The following is a 25236-nucleotide window of genomic DNA, read 5'->3' on the forward strand; positions in this document are numbered from 1 at the left end:
ATGGGCAGTCACGGGTTTCCTATCCTGTTTAATTATTTGGGCGTTATTTTACATCGCAGGCTAATGAATTGAATCTGGCGCACAAAAATACGGCCTTGACGTTGTTTCCACTACCGTTGCTATAGAGGTAGTAGCATCAAAGGCCGTTGTTCGCTCAGCAACAGCGTAGTTGATAGCGTTCGTTAAGCCGCAGAGCGTGTCTCAGAAAGCATCAACGCCGCACCACTTTCATCAAATAGATGCACATGCTCAATGTCAGGCACCAGGGATACTTTTTGGCCTTCTTCCCACTTGCTTGGGGCTTCGCTGCGGTGGATAAGCAGTGTATCGCCCTCTTTGGGTTCTAGGTAGACATAGACCTCATTACCTAGATACTCGACATTGAAAATTTCAAAGCAGTTATCGCCCTTGGGTGCCTCTAAGCGTAGGTGCTCGGGGCGTATGCCTAAGTTAAGTGAGCTGCCCGTGCGATAGCTATCAGCGGCTTGGGGAAGTGCGACCTCTCCCAAGCCTTTTGCAGTCACCCGGCAACCATCTTTTGAACCGCTGGCAAGCTCCGCAGGCATAAAATTCATCGTCGGTGAACCGATAAAACCGGCGACAAACTTGGTGGCTGGGCGTTGATAAAGCTCATGTGGACTGCCAACTTGCTCGATATGGCCGCCTTTTAGCACCACGATTTTATCTGCCAGGGTCATGGCTTCGACTTGGTCGTGGGTCACATAAATCATCGTAGAGCCCAGGCGATTGTGCAGCCTGGCGATCTCGTTGCGCATTTGTACTCGCAGCGACGCATCCAGGTTAGAAAGTGGCTCATCAAAAAGCAGAATGCGAGGTTCCCGAGCCATCGCACGGCCCATTGCAACACGCTGGCGCTGACCGCCCGACAGTGCTTTCGGCTTGCGGTGTAACAGGTCTTCAAGCTGCAAAATTTTAGCGGTACTCATTACCCGTTCATGGACCGTCTCTTTGTCTGTTTTGGCAAGCTTCAAACCAAAAGCCATGTTGTCATAAACGGTCATATGCGGGTAAAGAGCATACGACTGAAACACCATGCCCACACCACGTTCTCGTGGGGGAAGGTCATTGACCAGCGTGTCACCAATGTTTAAGTCACCGTCGGTGATTGACTCAAGACCCGCGATAAGGCGCAGCAGCGTAGATTTGCCACAGCCGGATGGGCCAACAAAGACGACAAATTCACCATCGCCAATGGTCAGGTCAACGTCTTTAATAATGTGATCGCGACCAAATACTTTGTTGATCTTTTCAAGCGTAACACTTGCCATGGTTAGCTCCTTGTCGGCCTCAATGCTGCATTCCTCGTATCGGGTCGACTATCGTTATTGAATGTTGTTATTGATTATTGCCATTGATTTGACTAAGCAACGTGCATGAAGGCGGCTTGATAGGCGGGCAGCGTCAGCACATTATCTTGACGTGCCGTAGTGAAGCCGTGTCCTTCCAGGTCACCAATGATGTCTAAGGGGAGTGCTGTTTGCAGCTCATTCCCCGTCAGGTTAAAGACACACAGCACTTTGTCTTGGCCATTTTGACGAATAAAGCCCAGTAACTCCTCGCCAACCTCAATCAGCTGTAAATCACCGTCAAACAGCGCGGAGTGCGCTTGGCGGAAAGCCAGCATCCGGCGCACACCGTTAAGCGTTGAGTCTGGGGTCGTGTGCTGTTGGCTAACCGCCAATGGCAGGTGGCGTTTTTCTACGGGGAGCCATGGCTCAATGGCCGAGAAACCTGCCTGGGTGCCATCGGTCCATGGCATCGGCGTGCGGCACCCGTCTCGGCCTTTAAACTCTGGCCAGAGCACTTTGCCGTAAGGGTCTTGAATGCGCTCGAAGGGCACGTCAGCTTCCGGAAGCCCTAACTCTTCCCCTTGATAAAGGCAGACGCTGCCGCGTAGGGAAAACAGCATGGCGAGCATCACTTTAGGATAAGCAATGGGATCTTCTTCAGCGCCCCAGCGTGATGCGCTGCGTTCAACATCATGGTTGGATGTTGCCCAGCAGGGCCAAGCGTCGCCCGCTAAGCGCTGAAAGCGCTCAATAACATGACGAATATAGCTAGCGGAGCGTGGCTTATTGAGCAAGTCAAAGGTGTAAGCCATGTGTAGTTTGTCACCGCCTGCGGTGTACTCAGCCATGCGCTCAAGTGGGTTGTCATCGCCGATTTCGCCCACGGTCGTAGTGCCGGGATACTCGTCCATCAAGGCGCGTAAGTCTTTTAAGAAATCTACGTTTTCAGGGCGGCTAATATCGTAGACATGACGTTGCCACGTGTAGGGGTTAGCCTCTGGAGCGCCCAGGGTCTTGGATTCGCCTTTGGGCACCGGTGGGTTGTCACGCAGCTCAGCGTCGTGAAAGTAGAAGTTGACGGTATCAAGGCGGAAACCATCAACGCCAAGATCCAGCCAAAAGCGCATGTTATCCAGCTGCGCCTGACGGGCTTCCGGATTGTGGAAGTTGACATCCGGCTGGCTGGTCAAAAAGTTGTGTAGATAATACTGCTGGCGGCGTGAATCAAAGGTCCAGGCAGGGCCGCCAAAAATAGATAGCCAGTTATTAGGGGGTGTGCCATCGGGCTTAGGGTCTGCCCATACAAACCAATCGGCTTTGGGGTTTGTACGATTCTGGCGGCTCTCTTTAAACCAAGCGTGCTGTTCAGAGGTATGGCTGATGACTTGGTCAATCATTACTTTCAGGCCTAGCGAATGGGCCTTGTCGAGCAGCGCCTTGAAATCATCCAGGGTGCCGAACATCGGATCAACGTCGCGGTAATCGCTGACGTCATAACCGAAATCGAGCATGGGGGAGGTGAAAAAGGGCGAAAGCCAGACACCATCAACGTTCAAAGAGGCCACGTAGTCGAGCTTTTCGGTAATACCTTTCAAGTCACCAATGCCGTCGCCACGGCTGTCTAGGAAGCTGCGCGGGTAAATTTGATAGATAACGCCGCCGCGCCACCAGGTCAGATTGTCTTGCATGAATAAATCCTTAATAAAACGTAAATAACACCCACGCTTAGCCTTTAACTGCACCTGCAGTTAAGCCTGAAACAATGCGACGTTGGAAAATGATGACTAGGATAACCAGTGGCACGGTGACGACGACCGACGCGGCCATAATTGGCCCCCAGGGAAGCTCGTAGGCGCTACCACCTGACAACAGTGCAATGGCAACAGGCACGGTGCGCTGGGCATCAGTGAGTGTGAAGGTTAAGGCGAACAGGAACTCATTCCACGCAGCAATAAAGGCAAGCAGGCCAGTGGTGGCCATGGCGGGCCACATTAGCGGTAGGAAAACTTTAGTAATCGTAATCCAGGGCGTAGCGCCATCCATGATGGCGGCTTCTTCCAACTCCATGGGCAGTTCTTTCATGAAGGTGGTAAGTACCCAGACGGTGAAGGGCAGCGTGAAAATGGTGTAGCTCAGAATGAGACCAGCGGGATTGTTGTAGAGATTTAGTGCGCGAATCACCTCAAACAAGCCTGAGAGCACCGCGACCTGAGGAAACATGGAAACCCCAAGAATGACCAGCATGACGGTCGAGCGACCACGGAAGCGAACTCGGCCCAGCGCGTAGGAGGCGGTAATACCCAGTAGCAGCGCGATGAAAACAACGCTAAATGCTACGACTACCGAGTTAAAAATCGCACGGATAAAGCTCGACTGGCTAAAAATCTGCGCATAATTGTCCAGGTTCCAATTTGAGGGCCAAAGTTCAACCTGGAATAAGTCACTAGAAGGTTTAAGTGAGGTAATGACCGCGTAATAAAATGGGAAAACGGCGTATACCATAATCAGCGCAATTAAGGCCCAAAAGCCGACGCGCTTGGCAATTTTGGCTAACTGACGTTGGTTCATCAGTCACCTCCTAGTTGTATTTTGTTACGGCCTAAATAGAGGTAAGCAACGGTGGCCAGGGCAATAATCAAGAACAACAGGGTAGAGGCAGCACTGCCGTAACCAACATCCTGGAACTCAACCAACTGCTGACGCGCATAGACTGACATCGACATCGTGCTGGTCGAGTTAGAAGTCAGTACGTAGATCACGTCGAACACCCGCAGGGCATCTAGAAGGCGGAAAATCACCGCCACCATCAAGGCAGGCGTAATTAGCGGTAGGGTAACTTTGAAGAACACACGCACGGGATGAATGCCATCTACTTCTGCTGCTTCGTAGCAATCTTTTGGCAACATCTGTAGGGCGGCTAACACCAACAGGGCGACAAACGGAATTGTTTTCCAGACATCGACCATGATGACTGCCCACATTGAGTAAGTAGCGCTAGCCGTCCAGGCGATAGGATTGTCGATAATCCCAACCGTCATCAGCAGGTGGTTGATGATGCCGAACTGATCGTTGAGCATCCATGCCCACATTTGGGCGGAAACGATGGTGGGGATTGCCCACGGAATCAGCACCGCTGCGCGAACAATCGTCCGGCCCTTAAACTCCGCATTTAGAATCAGCGCCACAATGACACCGAAAATGACTTCTAAAGAGACAGATACCACCGAAAAGTAAACGGTGTTCCAAACAGATTGCCACCAGACTGGGTCAGCAAGAACCCCGAACCAGCGACCATTGTCGTAAACCAGATAGTTTTCAAACCCGATTAGATTCGCCGCACCCAGGTCCGACAGTGAGGCATCGGTAAAGCTTAGAAAAAATGTTCGCATTAACGGCCAGCCGGCCACCAACGTTAATGCGATCAGCATGGGAGCCAAGAACAGCCAAGCCGCTTTGACCCGCTGACGGCGTACTTTAGTGCCGCGATGCCGACGCGCTGGCGCTGCGGCTGAGCGCGCCTCCAGGGGCGCGCTGTTGTTAGAAGAGGTCGACATAGGTATCTCCGCGGTTACCAGTTGCGACGCTTCAGGCGGAGTAGATCGCCTTCGAGGTCAGCGACGGCGTCAGCGCCAGTTTTAGTGCCCGAAAGCACATCATGGGAAGTGCTGAAAAAGGCATTGCTAACACGGCCATAGGCATCCCCGGTAGGTGCTGACGGACGGGCGACGGCGTTGGTGAAGGTGTCGTAAAGAGTGCCAAAGAAAGGCACGGCTTCCAGTACCTCTTCATCTTGGTAAAGCGCATCGATGGTGGGGTTGTAGGACGCTTGGATGGCACGACGCTTTTGCTCTTCTTCACCGGTTAAGAAAGCGACCAGGTCAGCGGCAAGCTCGGGATGTTCGCTATAGCGGGATACCGCTAAGTTCCAACCGCCTAAACCAGCTGCACTTCGACCGTCTTCTCCACCTGCGGGCAACTGGGTGACGCCGACGCTGCCACGTACATCGCTATCTTCGCTTTGAGCCAGTGACCAGGCGTATGGCCAGTTGCGCATAAATACGGCATTGCCGCCCTGGAAGACACCACGGGCTTCTTCTTCGGTGTAATTCAGCACGCCTTCTGGAGAGATGTCGCCAATCCATGAGGCTGCTAAATCCAGCGCTGCAGCAGCTTTCTCGTTATTGATGGTGACTTCGCCATTCTGATCTACCACGGTACCGCCACCGAAGCTTGATACCCACTCCAGTGCATTGACGGTAAGTCCTTCATAGGCACGCCCCTGGAAGACAAAACCCTGCATACGATCATTGCCTTCTGCGCGCTCGGCATCTTTGATATCACGCGCGATGTCGGTCAGTTCTTGCCACGTAGTAGGTACGTCATGGCCATGTTTCTCCAGCAAGTCCTCGCGGTAATACAGAACACCTGCGTCGGTAAACCAGGGCATCGCAACTAGGCGGCCATCGATAGTGTTGTTCGTGACAATGGTGTCGAAGTGGCCTGCCGCGGCGTCTTCACCAAGCACTTCGCTTAAATCAAGCAGGTGATTAGCGAGTAGGCCGGGCCAGACAACATCGATCTGCATGACATCGATGTCGCTAGAGTTGGCGGATAAAATTTGTTGGTAAAGTGACAAACGTTCAGTAGATGAGTTTGGCGTTGAAACCACATCGACACTGTGGCCGGTCTTCTCTTCCCAGGCGCTGACACCTTCTTGGCAAAGGGTAAGCTCCGCACCAACAGCTCCACAAGAAATGGTTAACTCAGCCGCCTGGGCAGAACCTGTGGCGCTAGCGAGACTAGCCAAAGCAATGGCAGAAGTGAGTAGTGTCTTTTTCATAGGGCGTTCCTCGGCATTTGTTGTTATGGGTAATGAGTGTTAAAAGCGCTTGTAGCGCCTACTTAAACGATTAAGTAAGGTGCCAGTTAGCCGTCTCCTCGTGACAAGTTCAATAGCGACTTTTGTCTAATGCCGTTGCATTACTTTTTTCTAACCTAATGAACGGTTTAGACATTGGTCGATAATTAGTGATTTCTTGTTGGTTTACTACCTCTTAATCGATTAAGTTCTTTCTACCGTTATCTAGCGGGATAAAACGTAGTTGCTTTGCAACATAATCTGCTGAATTCGGTTCGCAGAACAGCGTTTAGCGCCACTCAGTGGGAGAGTCGTTGGGCGTGTTGATAAGCGGGGCTATCCGTGCGGTAAAACGACAGACTGCTGGCTTTGGATCGAAGGCAAGGAAGGTTTAAAGCAAAAGCATCAGAAACTTACGTTTTCAACAAAATCTCAAAAATAAAAGATTTAAAGCCAAGTTTTTAAAGCGATTTTTAAAACGCTTTTTTTAAAGCATAGCTCTTAGGAACACAGCTCCTTGGGATACAGCTCCTAGGAATACAGCTTTTAAGAGCATGGGTTTTAAGGGTATGGCTTTTAAAACAAGGGCTTAATAAATTAGGGTTTAAAACAATGCACAAAATGACATTCAAAACACCTCTCGCCATTGCCATCGCCGCTGCCAGTTTTGGGCTGTGTGGCACTGCTAGCGCCGACACAACATTGGAAGAGCGATTTGCTCAGTTAGAAGCAAGAATTGCGGCTGCCGAACAGCGGGCGGAGGCTGCAGAGCGTCGCGCGGAGTTAGCTGAGCAGGGACATGCTGCACCATCGTCAAGTGCGCCCGCTACCAATGCTGATATTGAAGAACGCCTTGCCCGTGTAGAGCGCCAATCCAGCGGTGAAGAGGGATTCTCCTTTAATGTCTATGCGCGTTCCGGCCTGCTAATTGGTGAAGATGGCAAAAGCGCTCCAGGTGGTCCTTATCTGACACCCGCGGGTGGCAATGGCGGTGCTGTTGGTCGTTTGGGCAACGAGCCGGATACATACTCTGAAGCCATTCTGAACTACCGCATGCAGTTTGATAACGGTGCAAAAGCTCGTTACACCACGATGTTGGCTGCCGGTACTAATTCCAGTAACGATTGGGTAGGTGACGATACCAACCTAAACGTGCGCCAGGTGTACGCCGAATTTAGTGACTTACCAAGCTTTACCGGCGCGTTTGAAAACGCTTCCATTTGGGCCGGTAAGCGCTTTGACCGTGATAACTTTGATATCCATTGGCTAGATAGCGATGTTGTCTTCCTCGCCGGTACCGGTGGCGGTATATACGACATGCAGCTAGCCGATAACTGGAAGAGTAACCTTTCAGTCTATGGCCGCAGCTTCAGCGACTATCCGGTCGTCAACCGTGAAAACCCTGGCTTAGATGGGAAAGATAGCGATACGGATAACCTCGTGCTGACCTCTAATAATTACTTCGGTAACTGGCAGGTCATGGTCAACGGCATGTCTGCTGCTGATAACGATGAGCGTGATATTGGCGTGGGCCAAACCGCGGCTGATACCGGCTGGCATACCATGGTGGCTTACCACGGCGACAGCTTCTTCGGCATGGGCGAAGGTAACTTTAAGGCCGCTGTACTGCACGGCCAAGGCTTAGGGGCCGAAGTTAAAGGGTTGGGTAGCAACGGCGACCTGACGGATGATGCTACCGCAACGCGGCTGGCGTTATACGGAACGACCTATATTGCACCGAAGTGGCGTATTGCACCGTCGATACTGGCTGAAACCAGTGAAGATCGTTTCGCCAATGGTGACAGTTATGATTGGGCTACGCTAAACGTACGTCTGGCCAATGAAATCAATCAGAATTTTGAAATGCAGTACGAAGCTAGCTATCAGTGGATGGATTTAGATCCACAGGGTTACAGTGACCGTAACGCGGTTGATGGTGACTATATGAAGTTCACTATCGCACCGACTTTCAAGCCGGAAGTAGGTGGTTTCTGGAAGCGTCCTGAGATCCGTCTATTCACGACTTACAGCGACTGGGACGATAGTCTTAATAGCTACGGTGCAAGTTCTCTAGGTAGCGATGGATTTACTGGCGGTGAATTTACCTTTGGCGTACAAACCGAAGTATGGTTCTGAGCAGAGGTTCTAAGCAGAGGTTCTAAGCGTAAGCCGCTGCTCGCTAGCGAAAACTGTTTCTCCAATGCTGATTGCCCGCGACGTGTCGCGGGCTTTTTGTTATGTAAAAGCACTGATATCGGGAGGCGCTGATGTCGTTACTCCAAGAAAAGCTAAAGGCTCCGCCGCTGCCGCTTAGTGTGGTGGCCCGGCCACGTCTAAATGATCATTTCGCCTTAAACGAGCGCACCCGCCTGCTGGTGCTGGCAGCGCCCTCGGGTTATGGCAAAACGACACTGCTGGCCGAACGGTTGCCCGCGCTGGAACAGGAGGCCGCTTGGCTACGATTGGATCAGCGTGATAACCAGCCAGCACGCTTTCTAACCTACTGGCGGGCAGCGTTGAATAAACTGCTCAATGGCACCTGTGTGCTTTCACCCATGGCAGACAATGCTGACTGCGTCGAACAGCTTGAGCGCTGGTTGGGCGAGTTACCCGAGCAACGTTCCCCGTGTCGTTTCGTCGTCGATGAATTTGAACACGTGACCCATCCCGATATTTTGGCTGGCGTCGCTCACTGGCTGCGTCATCAGCCGCCTTGGTTGACCTTGACACTGGCGAGCCGCTCGCGACCCGCGCTTGGTTTGGCGAGTTTGCGATTGAGAGGGGAGCTTGAAGAGATCGACCTTCATGGCTTGGCCTTTGACAGCGAAGAAGCACACACCTTGTGTGCCGAACAGCTAAGTTTTCCGCCCACCCGAGTAAGCCTTGAACGTGCGTTGCGTAGAAGCGGTGGCTGGATTGTAGCGCTTAACTGGTTGGTTGAGCGAACCACCACGCGCGCGGGATTTGATGCGCTGGTAGAGCGCTTAAGCGGTGCGCACCCTGATTTTGTCGCTTGGTTTGATGAACTGCTCGCTACCGCGCTTCCCTCTGAAGAGCGCGAGTTAATGCTTCAGTTGGGGGTGTTAGAGCGTTTTTCGCCCGAGCTAATGGCGCGCCTTTTGGAAGGAGAGCGGTTAACTCAGCGCTTGGAAGCGTTTGAGCAAGCGGGGCTATTCATTGAACGCCCCGACCCGCATAGCCAGTGGTTCCGCTTTCAGCGACTGTTTGGCGAGTATCTTCGTCACCGCCGACACGAGCTTGATTTAGCCACTCAGCGAAGGTTACACCAGCGTGCAAGCCAGGCGTGGTTAGCGCTAAATGATCCGGTCATGGCGCTACGCCAGGCAATCTTAGCCGAGGAGCCAGAGGATGTTGCCAGCTTGTTGACCGCGCAGGGGCCTGCGCTATTAGCCAGCGGAGCTTATGCGTTATTAGCGCAAGGTTTTGCGCTGTTAGGTGAGCCGCGGATCTCAACAAGCCCTGAGCATACGCTGCTCTATGGTTGGGTATCCCATGGGCAATTTCAGTTTGATATCACGGCACGAGTGATCGGATGGATAGAGGCGCAGCTGGATGAGCCCGCATGGCAGGCATTGAGTGCTGAATTTGCCACATTGCGTGCCCAATTGGCAATTAACCAGGGTGATGCTGAGCGCGCAGCGCCACTGGCTGAGCAAGCGCTCGCGTCGCCTGCTCGCTATCTGGCGTCAACACCACTGACCGCCACCGCTATTCTTAGTGAAGCACGCTTTGTTCTGGGCTATCTGGAAGAGTCGCTTCAGCGCGTTAGAGAAGTAGAGCGCCAAGCTCGTCAGCGCAGCGATCATCAGCTGCTGCTGTGGTCATACTGTCATCAGTCTGAAACCCTGGTGGCTCAGGGACGCTTGCAGGCCGCCTACGATATTCAAGAGCGCGCCTTTGCTCATCTAGAACGCGCCGAACTTGAGCATTTGCCGGTCGCGGAGTTTTTGTACCGCATTCGCAGCCAGGTGCTTTGGGAGTGGCATCGCTTAGACGAAGCCGAGCAGGCTGCGTTGAAAGGTATTGCGGTGTTAGACAATCAAGGCGAGCGCTGGACGCTGCAGTGCCATATTCAGCTCGCTAAAGTCGCCCAGAGCCGGGGAGACCAAGCGCAGTGTGCCGACCACATTCGTAGGCTGCGTAAAATTCTCTCAGAAGGGGATTACCACATTGATTGGGTAGCCAATGCCCATGCAACGCTGTTGGCGTGGTGGCAATCGACACACGATATGGATGCGGTCGAGCGTTGGCGCCAAGAAGCGCCAGAACCACTTACCGAGCATGCCACCAATCACTTTTCCCAGTGCAACGTACGTAACCATGCCCGTGCATTAACACTATTGGGGCGCTACGAAGAGGCCCGAGAACTGCTGGATGCCCTTGAAGACCACACCCGGCGGCTAGGATTAGTGACTGACGCGAATCGCAACCAGCTGTGCTTAGCGGCGGTGGCTTGGCATCAGGGGCAAACCACCCAGGCAAGCAACCATATACAGCAGGCACTCAGTTTAGCTTCCCGCACCGCATTGGTAGGCAGCTTTTTACGGATAGGCAAACCACTGGGGGAGCTGCTGTCGACGCTATTAGCAAGTAACAGCTTAGACCCCCTTGAACAGGCTCGTGCGGAGCGGTTGTTGACCTTAGCTGGCCGCCAAAAAGATTTTGGCAGTGCTCGCCGCTTGATGCTGGACGAGACAGTCATTGCCAACATTGTGGCACGGCCCGATGTGCCTGAACTTATCCGTACGTCGCCACTCACTCGCCGAGAGTGGCAAATCTTGGGGCTGATTCATGCTGGGCTCTCTAATGAGCAGATCGCTGAACAGCTATCGGTGGCGCCGACCACCATCAAAACGCATATCCGCAGCCTTTATCAAAAACAGAATATTCGGCGGCGGGATGAAGCCATTGCGCTGGCGGGGCAATTTCTGGCGCATATTCAAGGAGAATAAGAGGAGAGTAAACAGTGCTTAAGGGCGGCGGTAGCGGCTACTCCTAACACCTACTCCTAATACCTACGCCCACTGCTACCTCTAGGGGAGGATTTTATCTTTCGGTCAACGCTGCATCATGCCAATCAACAGGCCATTTAAAGGATAAGGACAATACGATGATGCAGATGCCTTCCACCTCCCACTACGTTGGCAGCCAAGGCGCTGACTGGTGGCGCGGCGCAGTGATTTACCAAATTTACCCGCGCAGCTTTATGGATAGCGACGGAAAGGGCGGCCAGAGCGATGGGATTGGTGACTTAAAAGGGGTGATCGATAAGCTTGATTACATTGCCTCGCTAAACGTCGATGCCATTTGGCTGTCGCCGTTTTTTACCTCGCCCATGAAAGACTTCGGCTACGATATTAGCGATTACCGTGGTGTTGACCCGATGTTTGGCACCCTGGAAGATTTTGATCGCCTAGTTGAAGCTGCCCATGCCAGAGGGCTGAAGGTGACGATTGATCAGGTAATGTCACATACCTCTGACCAGCACGCCTGGTTTGAAGAGAGCCGCAAAAGTCGTGATAACCCGAAAGCAGACTGGTATGTCTGGGCCGACCCCAAACCTGATGGTGCGCCACCGACCAACTGGCAGTCGGTGTTTGGTGGTAGTGCCTGGCAGTGGGATACGCGCCGTTGCCAGTACTATCTGCATAACTTCCTGGCCAGCCAGCCGGATCTCAATTTCCGCACTCCCGCCGTGGTGGATGCCATTCTGGAAGAAGCGCGCTTTTGGCTGGAGCGTGGCGTCGACGGCTTCCGTCTTGATGCTGTGAACTTCTGCACCCACGGCGAGCTCAAGGATAATCCTCCGCGTGCAGCAGTAACCGAAAGCTTTTTAGGTGTTCGCCCGGACAACCCCTATGGCTACCAGCTGCATCAGCACGATAAAACCCAGCCGGAAAATGTGGTGTTTTTAGAGCGCCTGCGCGGCCTGCTCGATGAGTACCCAGGCTCGACGAGCGTGGGAGAAGTTGGTGATGATGACGCCCTGGGCGTGATGGCGGAATACTCCCAAGTCGGCAATCGCCTGCACATGTGCTACTCCTTTAACCTGTTGACCGACAAAGCCGACCCTGGTTATTTGCATAAAACGCTTACCGAAATGGAGGCGCGGATTGGCGACGGCTGGCCCTGTTGGGCACTAGGAAATCACGATGTCACCCGCCTTGCCACCCGCTGGCAGGCTGAAGGACAACTGGATAAGCTGCGACTTTATATGGTGTTTTTGCTTACCCAGCGGGGCAGTGTGTGCCTTTACCAAGGTGAAGAACTTGGCTTGCCAGAAGCCGAACTGACGTTTGAGCAGTTGGTAGACCCGGCGGGCATCACCTTTTGGCCTGCCTATAAAGGTCGCGACGGCTGCCGAACGCCACACCCTTGGCAAGCCGACGCGCGACACGCGGGCTTTAGTGATGTCATGCCCTGGCTGCCAGTGCCCGATTCGCACGCCAGTCTCGCCGTTGATCAACAAGATAACGATGCCGGTTCGTTGCTCAATGCCTACCGTGAGTTTTTAGCGTTTCGCCGCACCTTGCCAGCGTTAGTAAAAGGCCAGGTGCGCTATCACGCCGTGCATGATGAGGTGCTCTGTTTAGAGCGTACCTATCAACACTCACGTCTGCTGATTGTACTGAATTTTAGCGACCAAACCGTCACTCGCGTGGCGCCTAAAAGCGCTGAATCACTGAAGGGTTCGCCTGCTTGGCTAAACGGCGAGTGGCAGGAGGGGCAACTACGGCTACCACCTTACGGCGTGGCGATTGCCTGCTGCCCACAGTCCGAGGAGGATGCTCCATGGGACGTTTAACGCTTAGCGGTATTGGTAAATCCTTTGACGGTGTGGAAATCTCTCGGGATATCGATCTTACGATCGAAGATGGCGAGTTTGTGGTCTTTGTTGGCCCCTCTGGCTGCGGAAAATCCACCTTGCTGCGTATGATCGCAGGCCTGGAAGATATCACCGAAGGTGATATGCAGCTTGATGGTCAGCGGATCAATGAGATTCCGCCCCAGGAGCGGGATATCGGCATGGTCTTCCAATCCTATGCGCTTTACCCGCACATGAGCGTGGCGGAAAACATGGCCTTTGGCTTAAAGTTGGCGCGCACTGATAAAGCCGAGATTCGTCGTCGCGTTCAGCATGCCGCTGACATGTTGCACTTGACTGAACTGCTGGAACGCAAACCTAAAGATCTTTCCGGTGGCCAGCGTCAGCGGGTAGCGATTGGCCGTACCTTGGTAAAAGAGCCCGCGGTTTTTTTGTTCGATGAGCCGCTTTCTAACCTGGATGCCGCGCTGCGGGTGGATATGCGGGTGCAAATTGCGGCGCTGCATAAGCGCCTGAACGCCACCATGATCTACGTGACCCACGATCAAGTGGAGGCGATGACGCTGGCTGACCGTATTGTGCTGCTTTCCCGTGGCCGTATCGCCCAGGTCGGCGCGCCGCTTTCGCTCTATCACTTCCCTAAAACCCTTGAAGTGGCCGAGTTCATCGGCTCGCCGCGGATTAATACCTTTCCCGTCACGGTGGTAGACCCAGGTGAACGTCAAACAGTCGTGCGTCTGCATAGCGGTGACACGCTGGCAGTGGCGGTCAATGGCAAGCATCTTCAGGCAGGGGATAGCGCAACGCTTGGGCTGCGGGCAGAAGATTTTGTCGCAGCCGAACAGGCAGAAGCCACACTGAGTGCGACCTTAATGGTGGCGGAAAAGCTGGGTTACGAAACGTTGGCGCACTGGCAGGTAGCAGGTATTAGCGTTCCGCTCACCCAGCGTTTAGATGGTTTGACCCATCTGGAAGAGGGCCAAACGGTGCGTTTGGGGCTTGCAGGCCAGCATTGCCACCTGTTTGATCACAGTGGCAATGCCTGCCCCCGGCAGGTTGCAGTAGATGGCGTTAGCCAATAATTAATCAGCTGATTTATATACATAAAAAGCGCCTCAAATTTTTTAGGCGCTTTTTTCTTAATTATTTTCTATAAAGAGTGCATCCAAAACGTCTTCTCGTGTGTATCCCCTATACAGCCACACTTTGCAGTGGTTGATACAAAACCCAAGGAGACTGAAATGACTATCCAACCTCTTACGCGTGCAGCACTCGCCGCTACCTTGATTGCATCCTTCAGTCACGTTGCGCTGGCCGATATGACGCCTGCCGACGTTCAAGTGCCCGATGGCAATACCGTCGCTCTGGAAACAGTGGGTGTGGGTGCGATTACCTACATGTGCGAAGCTAAAGGTGACGGTACTATGGGCTGGGTATTCAAAGGCCCCCACGCTGCGCTGAACGATAGTGATGGTGCTCAAGTTGGCAGCTACTATGGCCCGCCTGCTACTTGGGAAGCGTTGGATGGCTCCAAAGTTACCGGCACTCAGTTGGCAACTGCCGCGAATGGTGATGGCAATATCCCGTTGCAGCTCGTTGAAGCCAATCCTGCGGAAGGTGAGGGCGCAATGACTGGCGTTAGCTACATTCAACGCCTGAACACTCAAGGTGGTGTCGCACCCGATGTGGCTTGCGATGATGGCCATGACGGTGCCACTGCAGTCGTCACCTATCAAGCAGATTATATTTTCTGGACAGCTAACTAAGTCCTTTTATTGCTTAGTGGTAAGTAACACTTTTGCTAAGCAATGTTTTTCTCAAGAAACACATCTAAGTAAGGCTAGAGGCTCGTCTCGCGAGTCTCTAGCCGCTATGCTAGCCAAAAGAGCGGCGATAACAGTAGTGGCGACTGTATCGGCGCGTCACCAGGGAGCTAGCAAGTGTCTGATATAGGCGTGTCTACGATAGCTAACGACTTCGATTATGCTGATGCACTTGCCCGCTGCGCGCGTGGTGAGCAAGCGGCGCTACATCAGCTTTATCGTCAAGAGGGTGCCAGACTGCTTGGCGTTGTCATGCGCATTGTGAAAGACCGCGGCATGGCTGAGGACATTGTCCACGATGCTTGCCTGAACATCTGGCAGCGAGCCGATAGTTTCGACCCCGAACGGGGCTCTGCCCGTACCTGGATATTCAGTATTGCCCGCCACTTAGCATTAAACGCTATTCGCCAGCGCGACCGAGAAATCAGGGTGGATATCAACGATCCAGGCGAGATAGCCGATGATGACACCTTCCAACAGTCATTATCGACAACGGCGGAAGCCTTTGACTGGCAGACTGGCCAGCAGATGGATGAGTGTTTGCAGCAGTTGGAAACCGAGCGCCGCAACTGTGTGCTACATGCCTACGTGGATGGTTTAAGTCATGCCGAGATTGCTGCACACACTGGCGCGCCGCTAGGCACTGTTAAAGCCTGGATTAAGCGAAGTTTACTTCGCCTGCGGGAGTGTATGTCATGACACGTTCAAACGAAAACGATGACCTTTATGCACTTGCAGGGGAGTACGTATTGGGGTCGTTACCCATTGCTGAGCGAGAAGCCTTTGAAGCACGCTTAGCCAATGATCCAGAATTACAGACCATCGTGGCTGACTGGGAAGAGCAGTTTTTCCCCTACACCGCGATCGTTGATCCTGTTACCCCATCAGATTATTTATGGCCGCGCATAGAGCGCAGCATGCATGCCGCATCGACAAGATCAGCGCGTGTTCCAAGGGCGGCACCAACGCCACGCCGCTTGGTGCACAGCCTACCATTTTGGCGCGCCGCTACCGGCCTTGGTTTGGCTGCCGCGGTGACCATGGGCGTGATATTGACCAATGTCTCTACTGCACCAACAACGCCGGAATATATGGTGGTGCTGTTAGCGCCGCAAACTCAATCAGCCGGGTGGGTAGTACAGGCCGCCAACCGCCAGGAAATTCAACTGATCCCGTTAGGCGCTTTTGAAGTGCCCGAAGGAAAAGCACTGGAGTTCTGGACCAAGGCGGATGATTGGCAAGCGCCGGTTTCACTTGGCCTAGTAGAACCAGGGCAACCGTTGCGCCTGCGTTTAGACCAGTTACCGCCGCTTGAGAATAACCAGCTCTTTGAACTCACACTAGAAGAGGACACTGGTTCGCCCACCGGTTTACCAACTGGCCCGATTGAGTTTATCGGCCGCGCGGTGGAGATTTAACGCATAGCATTATGAACGATGCTAACGACATCACAGGCGAGTTCCGAGTGGCTTAAAAGAACGTTAAACCCACTTGGAACAGCCGCTCCACGTCACGAATGCGCCGCTTATCAATCACGAACAGAATGACGTGGTCGCCGCTCTCTACCATCACATCCCCATGGCCAATGATGACCTCTTTGCCTCGCACAATGGCACCAATGGTGGTGCCTTCAGGCAGATTGATCTCAGCTATGGTACGGCCTACCACCTTGGACGACTGCTTGTCACCGTGGGCGATCGCCTCAATGGCTTCCGCAGCGCCACGGCGCAGTGAGTGTACGTTGACAATATCGCCGCGGCGGACGTGGGTAAGCAGGCTACCGATGGTCGCTTGCTGGGGGGAAATGGCGATATCGATTTCGCCCCCCTGAACCAAGTCCACGTAGGCAGCGTTGTTAATCAGCGTCAGTACCTTCTTGGCGCCCAAGCGTTTGGCCAGCAGCGACGACATAATATTGACCTCGTCGTCGTTGGTCAGAGCACAAAAGATATCGCAGTCTTCGATGTTCTCTTCTTCCAACAGCCGCTTGCTGGTGGCGCTGCCGTGTAGCACCACTGTTCGGTCAAGCCGCTCGGAAAGCGCAGTACAGCGCTCTAAACTGTGCTCGATAATCTTGACCTGATGGCTGTGCTCCAGGTGTTCGGCTAAACGTTCACCGATATTCCCCCCACCGGCAATCACTACCCGTCGGAAATCCCGTTCAACGCGGCGTAGTTCGCTCATTACCGCGCGAATATCACGCCGTGCCGCCAGGAAAAACACCTCGTCGTCGGCTTCAATCACCGTATCGCCACGGGGAATAATCGGTCGGTTGCGGCGATAAATTGCCGCCACGCGTGTTTCCACATTGGGCATGTGCTTGGCTAAAAAGGCTAAATCCTGTCCCACCAACGGGCCACCGTAGAACGCCTTGACCGCCACCAACTGCACCAAACCACCGGCAAATTCCAACACCTGCAGCGCACCGGGGTGCTCAATCAGGCGGCGCACATGATCCGTGACCACTTGTTCAGGGCTGATCAGTACATCAATAGGAATCGCTTCGTGGGCAAACAATCCCTTACGGGTGAGGTAGGCGGTTGAGCGTACGCGGGCAATTTTGGTAGGCGTGCGAAACAGCGTATGGGCGACTTGGCAGGCGATCATGTTGATTTCATCGGTGTTGGTCACCGCAATCAACATATCAGCATCTTCACAGCCCGCCTGACGCAGCACAATGGGATATGACGCCGAGCCCGTCACGGTGCGGATATCCAGTTTGGTGTGCAGTTCGCGCAGTTTTGCGCCGTCGGTATCGACAACGGTGATGTCATTCTCTTCGCGGGCAAGGTGCTCCGCCAGGGTGGCACCAACTTGGCCGGCACCCAAAATAATGATTTTCATTGCTGATGTTCCTTACGATCTAAGTCAACACATAATCGATAGCCAATGCCCTGCTCGGTTTGCAGTAACGAAGGTGATTGAGGGTTGTCGCCTAGTTTTTGACGAAGTTTGCTAACGACGATGCGCAGATAATGGGTATCTTCTTGATGAGTAGGACCCCAAATATCGCGTAATAGGTGTGTCTGTGTGACCAATCGGCCGGCGTGACTTATCAGCAGAGTCAGGACTGAGAACTCTTTAGGTGTTAGGTGGATTATATGGTCATTTAGCGTAACAACGTGTGCTGATAAATCAACGGTTAAGTTACCGTAGTGGTAACGGTGGGGCGTCGTATTCAGCTCTCTCCTACGCAGTAATGCGCGGATACGTGCCAAGAGCTCTTGGATGCCAAAGGGTTTGGTCACATAGTCGTTGGCTCCATTGTCGAGAGCTCTTACTTTTTCAGTTTCGTTACCCCTTACTGAAACCACGATGATCGGCACCTCACTTTGGCAGCGTATTTCGTCAAGTACTTGTTGGCCGTCCATATCGGGTAAGCCGAGGTCTAGTAACACAAGATCAACACCAGTTATGGCGCTTTTTTCTGAAGTTACTAGCGCTCTTATACCTGCCTGTCCTGTGTCAGCTTCAATGATTTGAAATCCTTGAGAGCTTAAGCTGATGCGCAAAAATTGACGGATGTGAGGTTCGTCCTCAATCACTAGCACCTTTGGTCGCTCAAGCGTCATAGATTGGCTCCTGGTTTTCGGTAGCAAGGGGCAGGATCATGATAATTTGGGTGCCTATACCATTTGGCCCTGTCTCTGCATAAACCTTGCCTTGATGGGCGCCTAGCATCCCTCGGCAAATTGCCAGCCCTAACCCACTTCCATGTAAGCTTCGGTCACCTTGATTACCCGTAAAAAACATTTCGAATACTTGTGCGCGCATTTCTGGCGGAATGCCAGGGCCTTGGTCGGTCACTGAAAACAGGAGCGTTTGTCCATCATCACTTTCGGCGGCTGCAATATTGATGACACCGTTGCAAGGCGAAAAACGTGCGGCATTTTCTATCACGTTAACTAAAGCTTGCTCGATCAGAGCGGGATTAACATAGAGCAACGGCAGCGTATCTGTTGCCCACTGCTGTTCAATTTTTAAATGAACCAACGTGTTTGCTAGGCGCTTGATGGCCGAGGTGACTAGGTCATCAAAAGCTACCCAGTCACGTTCAATGGCTAATTCACCATGACCTAGTCGGGTCATATCCAACAGGTTTTGAATGTAGCGGTTCAATCGTTCGCTTTCACTTAGCACGCCGTCTAATAATTCAAATCGATCTTGTCGGCTTAATTGCTCGTCTAGAGTACGAAGCGAGCTAGTGGCCCCAATAATAGACGCTAGTGGGGTGCGAAGGTCGTGAGAAACAGAGGCTAACAAAGCAGAACGCAGCTGCTCTTGTTCTTCGGCAAGCCGGGATGCGTTGAGTGCCAGCATGCGTTTACGACTATCGCCAGCAGTCTTGCCAACCACTAACGCGATAAGTAGGAAGAACAGCAGTGTTAACAGCTGCTCACGTTCATATACCGCGAGAGAAAAGTAAGGCGTAGTAAAAAAGAAATTAAACGTAATAAAACTAACAACTGAACTGAGAAGCGCTGCATAGCTACTAGTTAGTATAGCGCAGGCTAATACAGCGGTTAGAAAGATCAAGGAGAGGTTAGCCAGAGCCAACCATTCATGCAACCAACAAGCGATGGCTAAGGCAACGGAATTGCTCACTACAACTGTTAGAAGCTCGTGAAGGTTGGGTAAGCGCAGGGAAAGTGACATGAAAAGAGTCCTCAACGTCGCCAGAACATCGGTGTGAGCAGCACCACGACCGTTAAAATCTCCAGGCGGCCCATTAACATGCCAAGGCACAGTAGCCATTTAGCGGCATCGGGTAGTGTTGCAAAGTTACCTGCCGGGCCAATGGTGTCACCGAGACCCGGGCCTACATTCGCCACCGCAGTGGCCGCACCGGAAAGGGCAGTGACTAAGTCCAGTCCCAATGCTGAAAGGCTCAAGGCAAGCACTGCAATCGTGATAAAAAAGAAGAAAGAGAAGGCCACTACGCTACGGGAAATATCGTTGGTCACCGGCTGCTGATTATAGCGCGTTGTGAAAACACCATTAGCGTGAATCAGATAGCGCAACTGATTACGCAGCATCAGCATAGCGATTTGGAACCGGAAAACTTTCATACCACCGCTGGTAGAGCCGCTACAGCCACCTACAAACGTAAGATAGAAGAACGCCGCGATGGGTAATGAACCCCACAGCGTATAGTCGTCGGATGCATAGCCAGTGGTGGTTACAACTGAAATGACGTTAAACGTGACGTGGGTGAGCGAGACAAACCAATCATCGCCTTGTAAAACGCGCCATGTGCTAAGAACTAAAATTGCCGCTAGCAGGAGTTTTAACAAACCACGCACCTGTTGGTCTTTCCACAGGGCGCTGCGGGAGGTACGAATAAAGCGAATATATAAGACAAAGGGTAGCGCGCCACTCAGCATAAAAAGGCTACCCATCCATACCAACCACGGTTGCTCAGCGTAGGCACCAAACGATGCGTCAGAGTTGGCAAAGCCACCGGTCGCCAGTGATGTCATCCCGTGAACCACGGCATCTAGTGGCAGCATTCCACCGACCCAATAGCTCAACATGGCCAGTAGTGTCAGCGCCACGTAGATAGTTAGCGTTGCTTTTGCAATACCTCCCGTACGAGGCATTACTTTATCGGACCAATCCGAAGATTCAGTGTGAAATAGCCGCATGCCGCCTACTTTAAGAAATGGCAGAATAGCGATGCCCATGACGATAATGCCGATACCACCCATCCACTGCATTAAGCCTCGCCACAGCTTTAATCCGTCGGATAACTCTTCGATCCCCGTTAAAATGGTGGAACCGGTAGTGGTAATCGCGGAGACCGACTCAAAGACGGCATTCGTAACGCTAAGTTGGGGCGCACCTAAGATAAGCGGGAGGCTGGCAAAACAGCTAATGCTGGTCCAGCTGCCCGCCGTCAATATAAACATTTGCCAGGGCTTCAGCTCCAGCGATACTCGGCGGGTTAGCAACCAAGTGATCAGCGTGGCGCTCAGAATAATGAGAAGCGACATCCCGAACGCGGGAGCGTCAGGATCTTTTTCAATAACCAGAACAATCCAAGGCAGTGTCATAAACATGGCAAGCACTAACCATAACACTGCCATGATTTTAAATATTTGTGCCCAATTGCGGTAAGCGTCTCGATAGTAAATCCCGCTGGGAAAGATGGTCATATATCCGCTCTTAAATTGCCCTAATGTTTATCGCGATATAACACCATGGTAAGCGCAAAAAGTCCGTAAAATTTCTCTAAAAAATACTCAAGTAATGAATGCAATGATGAAAAAACCGGCCCCATCAATAGAGCCGGTGACGAGCAAGGTGCTCAAGCGAGGAATCGGGAGTGCTGCACTTAGTGGTTAAATCCAGGAATCTAGCCTTTGACGCCCCCAGCGGTTAATCCACCAATAATCCAGCGTTGGCAGACCAAGAACGCAACGGTAATGGGCAGGCCGGAAAGCACAGCAGCAGCGGCAAAGTTGCCCCAGCGCTGGTTGTGGTCGGCAAGGTATTGTTGGGCACCTACCGCCAGGGTGAGTTTGTGCTCATCCACCAGCAGTACTGAGGCCATGGGATATTCCATGATGCTCATCACGAAAGCCAGAATAAAAACCACCATCAAAATGGGAATCGACAGCGGCAGCAGAATGTAGCGGAACGCTTGCCAGGTGCTGGCGCCATCAACCATAGCCGCTTCTTCCAGCGAGCCATCAATCGACTCAAAGTAGCCTTTAATGGTCCAGATATGCAGCGCGACCGCGCCCAGTGATGCCACAATCAGCGCGCCGTGGGTGTTGATGCCTAACCAGCCAACAAACTGCCCCAGCCGATCAAACAGGGCATAAAGCGCCACGAGCGACAGTACGGCTGGGAACATTTGGAAAATCAGCATGCCTTTCAAAAGTGGTTCTTTGCCTTTAAAGCGCATGCGTGCGAAGGCGTAAGCGCTCGTCGTCGCTAACATTAGAATCAACACCGAAGAAACTACCGCCACTTTTATCGAGTTCCACAGCCACAACAGCACGGGAAAGGGCGGTTGAACAATACTGCCATCTGGGCGCTCCCAGGGAATTCCCAGTGCCAGAGACCAGTGTTCCAACGAGAAATTCTCGGGAATCAAGCTGCCAGAGGCAAAGTTACCCTCGCGGAATGAGATTGAAATCACCAACAGTAGTGGGAAGACAATCAGCGAAACAAAGCAGATCAGTGCAAGGTGAGCGCCCAAGCGGCGCGCGCCCACAGAACGGGGTTGAACCATGGCCATGAGTAACCTCCTAAACCTTAACCTTGGAAAGGCGCAAATTAAGCAACGACATACCCGCGACCAAGAGGAAAATGAGCGTTGCGATGGCGGCTGCCAGCCCAAAGTTCTGTCCGGCATCCTGGAAGGCAATGCGGTAGGTGTAGCTGACCAATAGATCGGTGGTGCCTGCAGGGGTGCTGGCGCCCAAAATGTCAGGGTTGCCGCCGGTTAATAGCGCAATTAGCACAAAGTTATTGAAGTTAAATGCAAAGGCGGCAATTAACAGTGGTGTTAGCGGTTTAATAATCAGTGGCAGGGTAATCTTGAATAGATTGGTAATGGGGCCGCCGCCATCTACCGCCGAGGCTTCGTAGAGATCTTGGGGGATAGCCTGGATTAGCCCCATGCACAGCAGCAACATATAGGGGTAGCCCAACCAGGTATTAACAATCAGCAGCATGGAGCGCGCCAGCCACGGGTCGGTGAACCACTCTGGACGAACACCAAACAGCGTGTCCAGAATCATATTCACTTCACCGAAGTGTTGGTTAAACATGCCTTTAAAAATCAGGATGGAGATAAAGGCGGGCACGGCGTAAGGCAGAATTAACAGCGTGCGATAAACGGCTTTGCCCTTGAGTTGGTCCCACTGCAACAGTGACGCCAGCACAAAGCCAACGGCTAGGGTGAAGACCACCGTCAGTGCGGCAAACACAAAGGTCCACACAAAAATTTGCATGAACGGGCCGCGAATGTCGGGGTCGGTGAATATCTTCGTATAGTTGGTAAACCCTACATTGACTGGCCATCCCGGCGTGATGCTTTCACCGTTATCAGCGATAAAAAATCCGCTAGCGGGGTCGGGGGTAAGAACGCGGTCATCGCGGCGATCATAAAGCGAGCCGTCTTCACGAGCTTCATAGCGATCTACCATAGGGGCAAACTGGCGTAACCCTGCCATACGCAGCTCCGCGCCATCCGGTGTCAGCAGCCTAAGCCCTTGCAGAGAATCACGTGCCTGGATAATAGCGCGCATTCCCAGTGGCTCTTGGGCAGGCGAAGCGTCTACTGCCTGAATGCCTATTTGGCGGGTTTCATGGTTGGCGAAGTTGAGCGGTGAAGAAACGAAACGCTGGGGCGTGTCTGCCTCACTGTTTTCCAGGTATAAGCGGACAAGCTCACCTGCTTGGTAAAGCGTTAGCTCAAACGCGTTGCCTTCCTGTTGATAGGTTTGGCTCATCAACTGGCCGCGCACGCGCTCTTCCGATAACAGGTTGCTTGAGCTGTAATTACTAAAGCTAATGCCGATGGTGTAAAGCAGCGGGAAAATAACAAATACGCCCAGCCCCGCCACGGCAGGAAAAATATACCGGTGGCTCATTAACGTGCGTTTGGTAAACACCACGCCTAGCGAGGCGCCCAGCACTAGAAAGAGCAGCGCGAATATCCACTGGCCGTTAAGGTGAAAGGCGACTACCAGCCATAACAGCGCGATTACCAAGGTGGCAATGACGCAGCGAAGTGCCCAGCGGGTGTAGCGTTCGGTGAGATGGCGAGAGCGGTGGCGGGGAAGGCCACGAGAGGCGTTAGTGGTATACATAGTGACATCCTGAAAGCTGCCCGGTGTTATTGGCTACCGGGCAGAAGGGCAGAAAAAGCTTACTGGCGCATACGCCGTGCAGCGGCATCCAGCGCTTCTTGGGGCGATTGGCGTCCACTGCCGATGTTTTGCAGGGCGGGCTCCATGGCTGCCCAGAAAGCACCCATTTCAGGAATATTTGGCATGGGCATACCGACTTCGGCATTTTCAAGCGTCGCGGCAATGTTAGGGTTATCAGCAAGCTCAGCCTGATAATCGATATGAGCAACCGCTCCCAGTGAGCCGTCGCTGTTGAATGTGTGCATGCCCTCTTCGCTAAGCAGGTAGTTTTCTAAAAACTCCACGGCGAGAAAATCATTAGGTGTGGCGGAGTTAATCATTGCCGTCATCACGCCAAACATGGGTTTAGCACGCTCATTGCCCACTTTCGGCAGTAACGCGACGCCGTAGTCAATTCCGCTACGCTCCAGGTTCGGCCAAGCCCATGGGCCGCTAATCATGGTAGCCACTTCGCCCTGGTTAAAGCGGGTGTCCATCAGGTTGTAATCAGTGCCGCGGGGGAGTACATCGCTTTCGATCAACTCAACCAGCAGTTCTGCCCCTTGTAAGGCACCTTCGTTGTTAACGCCTATATCGCTGACGTCATAGCCGCTGTCAGTCTGCTTGAAAGGGTAGCCGCCGTTGGCCGCTAGTAAGGTCCAGCCGTAATACGGCTCGCTGTAATCAAATAAGATGGCCTTTTTTCCGTCTTGAGAGAGCGTTTCGTCAAGCTCCATCAGCTCGGCAAAACTTTCTGGCGGTGTTTCTACCAGGGCTTTGTTGTAAATGAGGCCCAGTGACTCTACCGAAATCGGGTAGCCGTAGGTTTCACCATTCCACAGCGCAGCTTCCCAGGTGAAGTCGTAAAACGCCTCGCGGAAGCTGTCACTTGGGGCGACTTGTTTCAATAAGCCGCTTTGTGCCCACTCGCCCATGCGGTCGTGAGCCCAGATGACGATGTCCGGCCCCTGGCCACTTCCCGCCGCCTGCTGAAAGCGGTCGGTAAGGTTGTCGGGAAATACCACCTCCACTTCGATGCCTGTTTCTTCAAGAAACTGCTCGGCAACTGCGCGAATGCCTTCTTGACCTTTATTATCACCCATCCAGATAGTCAGGCGGTCGTCCTCAAACGCAACGGCGGGAAGGGGGGCACTGGCAGCCAGCGTGGCGGCTAACAGTGGCATCATAATGGGGCGAGACGTTGCCATAATGTAAATACCTCATTGTTGTTGTCGTAGAGTGCTGCGAATATTTTGATAAGCAGCGCTTTAGTCAGTGCCAGCGTCGCCAATTACGTGCAACGTCACCTCATCCTCAAGGGGCGTAGCGATGGCGTATCCAAGGGGCGTAGAGTGGAATGAAAGGTAACAATAATGCGGTATAACGTTAGGTGTCGGCATCGGTACTGATCAGAGACGGCACTGCTCAAAGAGAGACGTAAATAACGTTAAAAGACGTAAATGGGGAGGCAATACTATTTTTTTGTAGTAAAATTACATGTAATGTTGCGTATAATGCCCGATATCAGATAGAT

19 protein-coding genes are annotated in these 25236 nt (G+C 52.8%); 7 read left to right on the forward strand and 12 right to left on the reverse strand.

Annotation, left to right across the window (positions count from 1 at the left end; translation table 11 throughout):
- Positions 1-182 precede the first annotated feature (182 nt).
- From K7H08_RS14530 to K7H08_RS14550, 5 genes are all read right to left on the reverse strand, one after another.
- Entirely contained in the window at positions 183-1289 is a 1107-nt protein-coding gene (locus tag K7H08_RS14530) for an ABC transporter ATP-binding protein (RefSeq protein WP_231658350.1), read from the reverse strand.
- Positions 1290-1381: 92 nt separating this feature from the next.
- The gene (locus tag K7H08_RS14535) at positions 1382-2998 is read right to left on the reverse strand and encodes an alpha-glucosidase (protein ID WP_231658351.1); all 1617 of its coding nucleotides are present in this window, start codon (positions 2996-2998) and stop codon (positions 1382-1384) included.
- 37 nt (positions 2999-3035) lie between these two features.
- Positions 3036-3878 carry a carbohydrate ABC transporter permease gene (locus tag K7H08_RS14540; protein ID WP_009723678.1) on the reverse strand — a complete coding sequence of 281 codons (843 nt, stop codon included), beginning with the start codon at positions 3876-3878 and terminating at the stop codon, positions 3036-3038.
- Positions 3878-4864: a carbohydrate ABC transporter permease gene (locus tag K7H08_RS14545; protein ID WP_038483262.1), complete on the reverse strand. Its 987-nt coding sequence runs from the start codon at positions 4862-4864 to the stop codon at positions 3878-3880. The genes K7H08_RS14540 and K7H08_RS14545 overlap by 1 nt, the downstream gene beginning before the upstream one ends.
- Before the next feature lie 14 nt (positions 4865-4878).
- Positions 4879-6150 (reverse strand): ABC transporter substrate-binding protein, encoded by a 1272-nt coding sequence (locus K7H08_RS14550; protein WP_193059722.1) that lies wholly within the window; start codon positions 6148-6150, stop codon positions 4879-4881.
- Positions 6151-6780: 630 nt separating this feature from the next.
- Between K7H08_RS14550 and K7H08_RS14555 the strand changes: the two genes are divergently transcribed.
- The 7 genes from K7H08_RS14555 to K7H08_RS14585 all read left to right on the forward strand — a co-directional run bounded on the left by K7H08_RS14555 (position 6781) and on the right by K7H08_RS14585 (position 16256).
- Complete coding sequence (locus K7H08_RS14555) at positions 6781-8304, forward strand: carbohydrate porin (RefSeq protein WP_231658352.1); 1524 nt, start codon at positions 6781-6783, stop codon at positions 8302-8304.
- Between the two features lie 131 nt (positions 8305-8435).
- Positions 8436-11141 (forward strand): HTH-type transcriptional regulator MalT, encoded by a 2706-nt coding sequence (malT, locus tag K7H08_RS14560; RefSeq protein ID WP_231658353.1) that lies wholly within the window; start codon positions 8436-8438, stop codon positions 11139-11141.
- A gap of 158 nt (positions 11142-11299) precedes the next feature.
- On the forward strand, positions 11300-12994 hold the full coding sequence (locus K7H08_RS14565) for an alpha-amylase family glycosyl hydrolase (protein WP_231658354.1): 1695 nt from the start codon (positions 11300-11302) through the stop codon (positions 12992-12994).
- Complete coding sequence (gene ugpC, locus K7H08_RS14570; protein WP_089037953.1) at positions 12982-14097, forward strand: sn-glycerol-3-phosphate ABC transporter ATP-binding protein UgpC; 1116 nt, start codon at positions 12982-12984, stop codon at positions 14095-14097. The genes K7H08_RS14565 and ugpC overlap by 13 nt, the downstream gene beginning before the upstream one ends.
- Before the next feature lie 159 nt (positions 14098-14256).
- Positions 14257-14781, forward strand: a complete 525-nt coding sequence (locus tag K7H08_RS14575) for a DUF3455 domain-containing protein (protein ID WP_231658355.1) — start codon at positions 14257-14259, stop codon at positions 14779-14781.
- 174 nt (positions 14782-14955) lie between these two features.
- Positions 14956-15537, forward strand: a complete 582-nt coding sequence (locus K7H08_RS14580; RefSeq protein ID WP_231658356.1) for a sigma-70 family RNA polymerase sigma factor — start codon at positions 14956-14958, stop codon at positions 15535-15537.
- On the forward strand, positions 15534-16256 hold the full coding sequence (locus K7H08_RS14585; RefSeq protein WP_231658357.1) for an anti-sigma factor: 723 nt from the start codon (positions 15534-15536) through the stop codon (positions 16254-16256). Before K7H08_RS14580 ends, K7H08_RS14585 begins: the two co-directional genes overlap by 4 nt.
- A gap of 52 nt (positions 16257-16308) precedes the next feature.
- Here K7H08_RS14585 and trkA read toward each other — a convergent pair whose 3' ends face one another.
- From trkA to malE, 7 genes are all read right to left on the reverse strand, one after another.
- Positions 16309-17682, reverse strand: coding sequence for a Trk system potassium transporter TrkA (gene trkA / locus K7H08_RS14590; RefSeq protein ID WP_095604285.1), 1374 nt, complete (start codon positions 17680-17682; stop codon positions 16309-16311).
- Complete coding sequence (locus K7H08_RS14595; RefSeq protein ID WP_231658358.1) at positions 17679-18410, reverse strand: response regulator; 732 nt, start codon at positions 18408-18410, stop codon at positions 17679-17681. Before K7H08_RS14595 ends, trkA begins: the two co-directional genes overlap by 4 nt.
- A complete protein-coding gene (locus tag K7H08_RS14600) occupies positions 18400-19494 on the reverse strand; it encodes an ATP-binding protein (RefSeq protein WP_231658359.1) in 1095 nt (364 codons plus the stop codon). The genes K7H08_RS14595 and K7H08_RS14600 overlap by 11 nt, the downstream gene beginning before the upstream one ends.
- Positions 19495-19505: 11 nt before the next feature.
- The gene (locus K7H08_RS14605) at positions 19506-20993 is read right to left on the reverse strand and encodes a TrkH family potassium uptake protein (RefSeq protein ID WP_231658360.1); all 1488 of its coding nucleotides are present in this window, start codon (positions 20991-20993) and stop codon (positions 19506-19508) included.
- Between the two features lie 200 nt (positions 20994-21193).
- On the reverse strand, positions 21194-22084 hold the full coding sequence (gene malG / locus K7H08_RS14610; RefSeq protein WP_120387142.1) for a maltose ABC transporter permease MalG: 891 nt from the start codon (positions 22082-22084) through the stop codon (positions 21194-21196).
- A gap of 10 nt (positions 22085-22094) precedes the next feature.
- Positions 22095-23663: a maltose ABC transporter permease MalF gene (gene malF / locus K7H08_RS14615; protein WP_231658361.1), complete on the reverse strand. Its 1569-nt coding sequence runs from the start codon at positions 23661-23663 to the stop codon at positions 22095-22097.
- 59 nt (positions 23664-23722) lie between these two features.
- A complete protein-coding gene (gene malE, locus K7H08_RS14620) occupies positions 23723-24910 on the reverse strand; it encodes a maltose/maltodextrin ABC transporter substrate-binding protein MalE (protein ID WP_231658362.1) in 1188 nt (395 codons plus the stop codon).
- Positions 24911-25236 lie beyond the last annotated feature (326 nt).

Source organism: Halomonas sp. IOP_6 (assembly GCF_021151565.1).
GTDB lineage: Bacteria > Pseudomonadota > Gammaproteobacteria > Pseudomonadales > Halomonadaceae > Vreelandella > Vreelandella alkaliphila.

Excerpts from the sequence above, each read along its gene's own strand:
- malF (WP_231658361.1), bottom strand. The coding sequence starts at position 23,663 with ATGTATACCACTAACGCCTCTCGTGGCCTTCCCCGCCACCGCTCTCGC.
- ugpC (WP_089037953.1), top strand. The coding sequence starts at position 12,982 with ATGGGACGTTTAACGCTTAGCGGTATTGGTAAATCCTTTGACGGTGTG.
- K7H08_RS14545 (WP_038483262.1), bottom strand. The coding sequence starts at position 4,864 with ATGTCGACCTCTTCTAACAACAGCGCGCCCCTGGAGGCGCGCTCAGCC.
- K7H08_RS14550 (WP_193059722.1), bottom strand. The coding sequence starts at position 6,150 with ATGAAAAAGACACTACTCACTTCTGCCATTGCTTTGGCTAGTCTCGCT.
- trkA (WP_095604285.1), bottom strand. The coding sequence starts at position 17,682 with ATGAAAATCATTATTTTGGGTGCCGGCCAAGTTGGTGCCACCCTGGCG.
- K7H08_RS14600 (WP_231658359.1), bottom strand. The coding sequence starts at position 19,494 with ATGTCACTTTCCCTGCGCTTACCCAACCTTCACGAGCTTCTAACAGTT.
- K7H08_RS14540 (WP_009723678.1), bottom strand. The coding sequence starts at position 3,878 with ATGAACCAACGTCAGTTAGCCAAAATTGCCAAGCGCGTCGGCTTTTGG.
- K7H08_RS14605 (WP_231658360.1), bottom strand. The coding sequence starts at position 20,993 with ATGACCATCTTTCCCAGCGGGATTTACTATCGAGACGCTTACCGCAAT.
- malG (WP_120387142.1), bottom strand. The coding sequence starts at position 22,084 with ATGGCCATGGTTCAACCCCGTTCTGTGGGCGCGCGCCGCTTGGGCGCT.
- malE (WP_231658362.1), bottom strand. The coding sequence starts at position 24,910 with ATGGCAACGTCTCGCCCCATTATGATGCCACTGTTAGCCGCCACGCTG.
- K7H08_RS14585 (WP_231658357.1), top strand. The coding sequence starts at position 15,534 with ATGACACGTTCAAACGAAAACGATGACCTTTATGCACTTGCAGGGGAG.
- K7H08_RS14530 (WP_231658350.1), bottom strand. The coding sequence starts at position 1,289 with ATGGCAAGTGTTACGCTTGAAAAGATCAACAAAGTATTTGGTCGCGAT.
- K7H08_RS14565 (WP_231658354.1), top strand. The coding sequence starts at position 11,300 with ATGATGCAGATGCCTTCCACCTCCCACTACGTTGGCAGCCAAGGCGCT.
- malT (WP_231658353.1), top strand. The coding sequence starts at position 8,436 with ATGTCGTTACTCCAAGAAAAGCTAAAGGCTCCGCCGCTGCCGCTTAGT.
- K7H08_RS14595 (WP_231658358.1), bottom strand. The coding sequence starts at position 18,410 with ATGACGCTTGAGCGACCAAAGGTGCTAGTGATTGAGGACGAACCTCAC.
- K7H08_RS14535 (WP_231658351.1), bottom strand. The coding sequence starts at position 2,998 with ATGCAAGACAATCTGACCTGGTGGCGCGGCGGCGTTATCTATCAAATT.
- K7H08_RS14575 (WP_231658355.1), top strand. The coding sequence starts at position 14,257 with ATGACTATCCAACCTCTTACGCGTGCAGCACTCGCCGCTACCTTGATT.
- K7H08_RS14555 (WP_231658352.1), top strand. The coding sequence starts at position 6,781 with ATGCACAAAATGACATTCAAAACACCTCTCGCCATTGCCATCGCCGCT.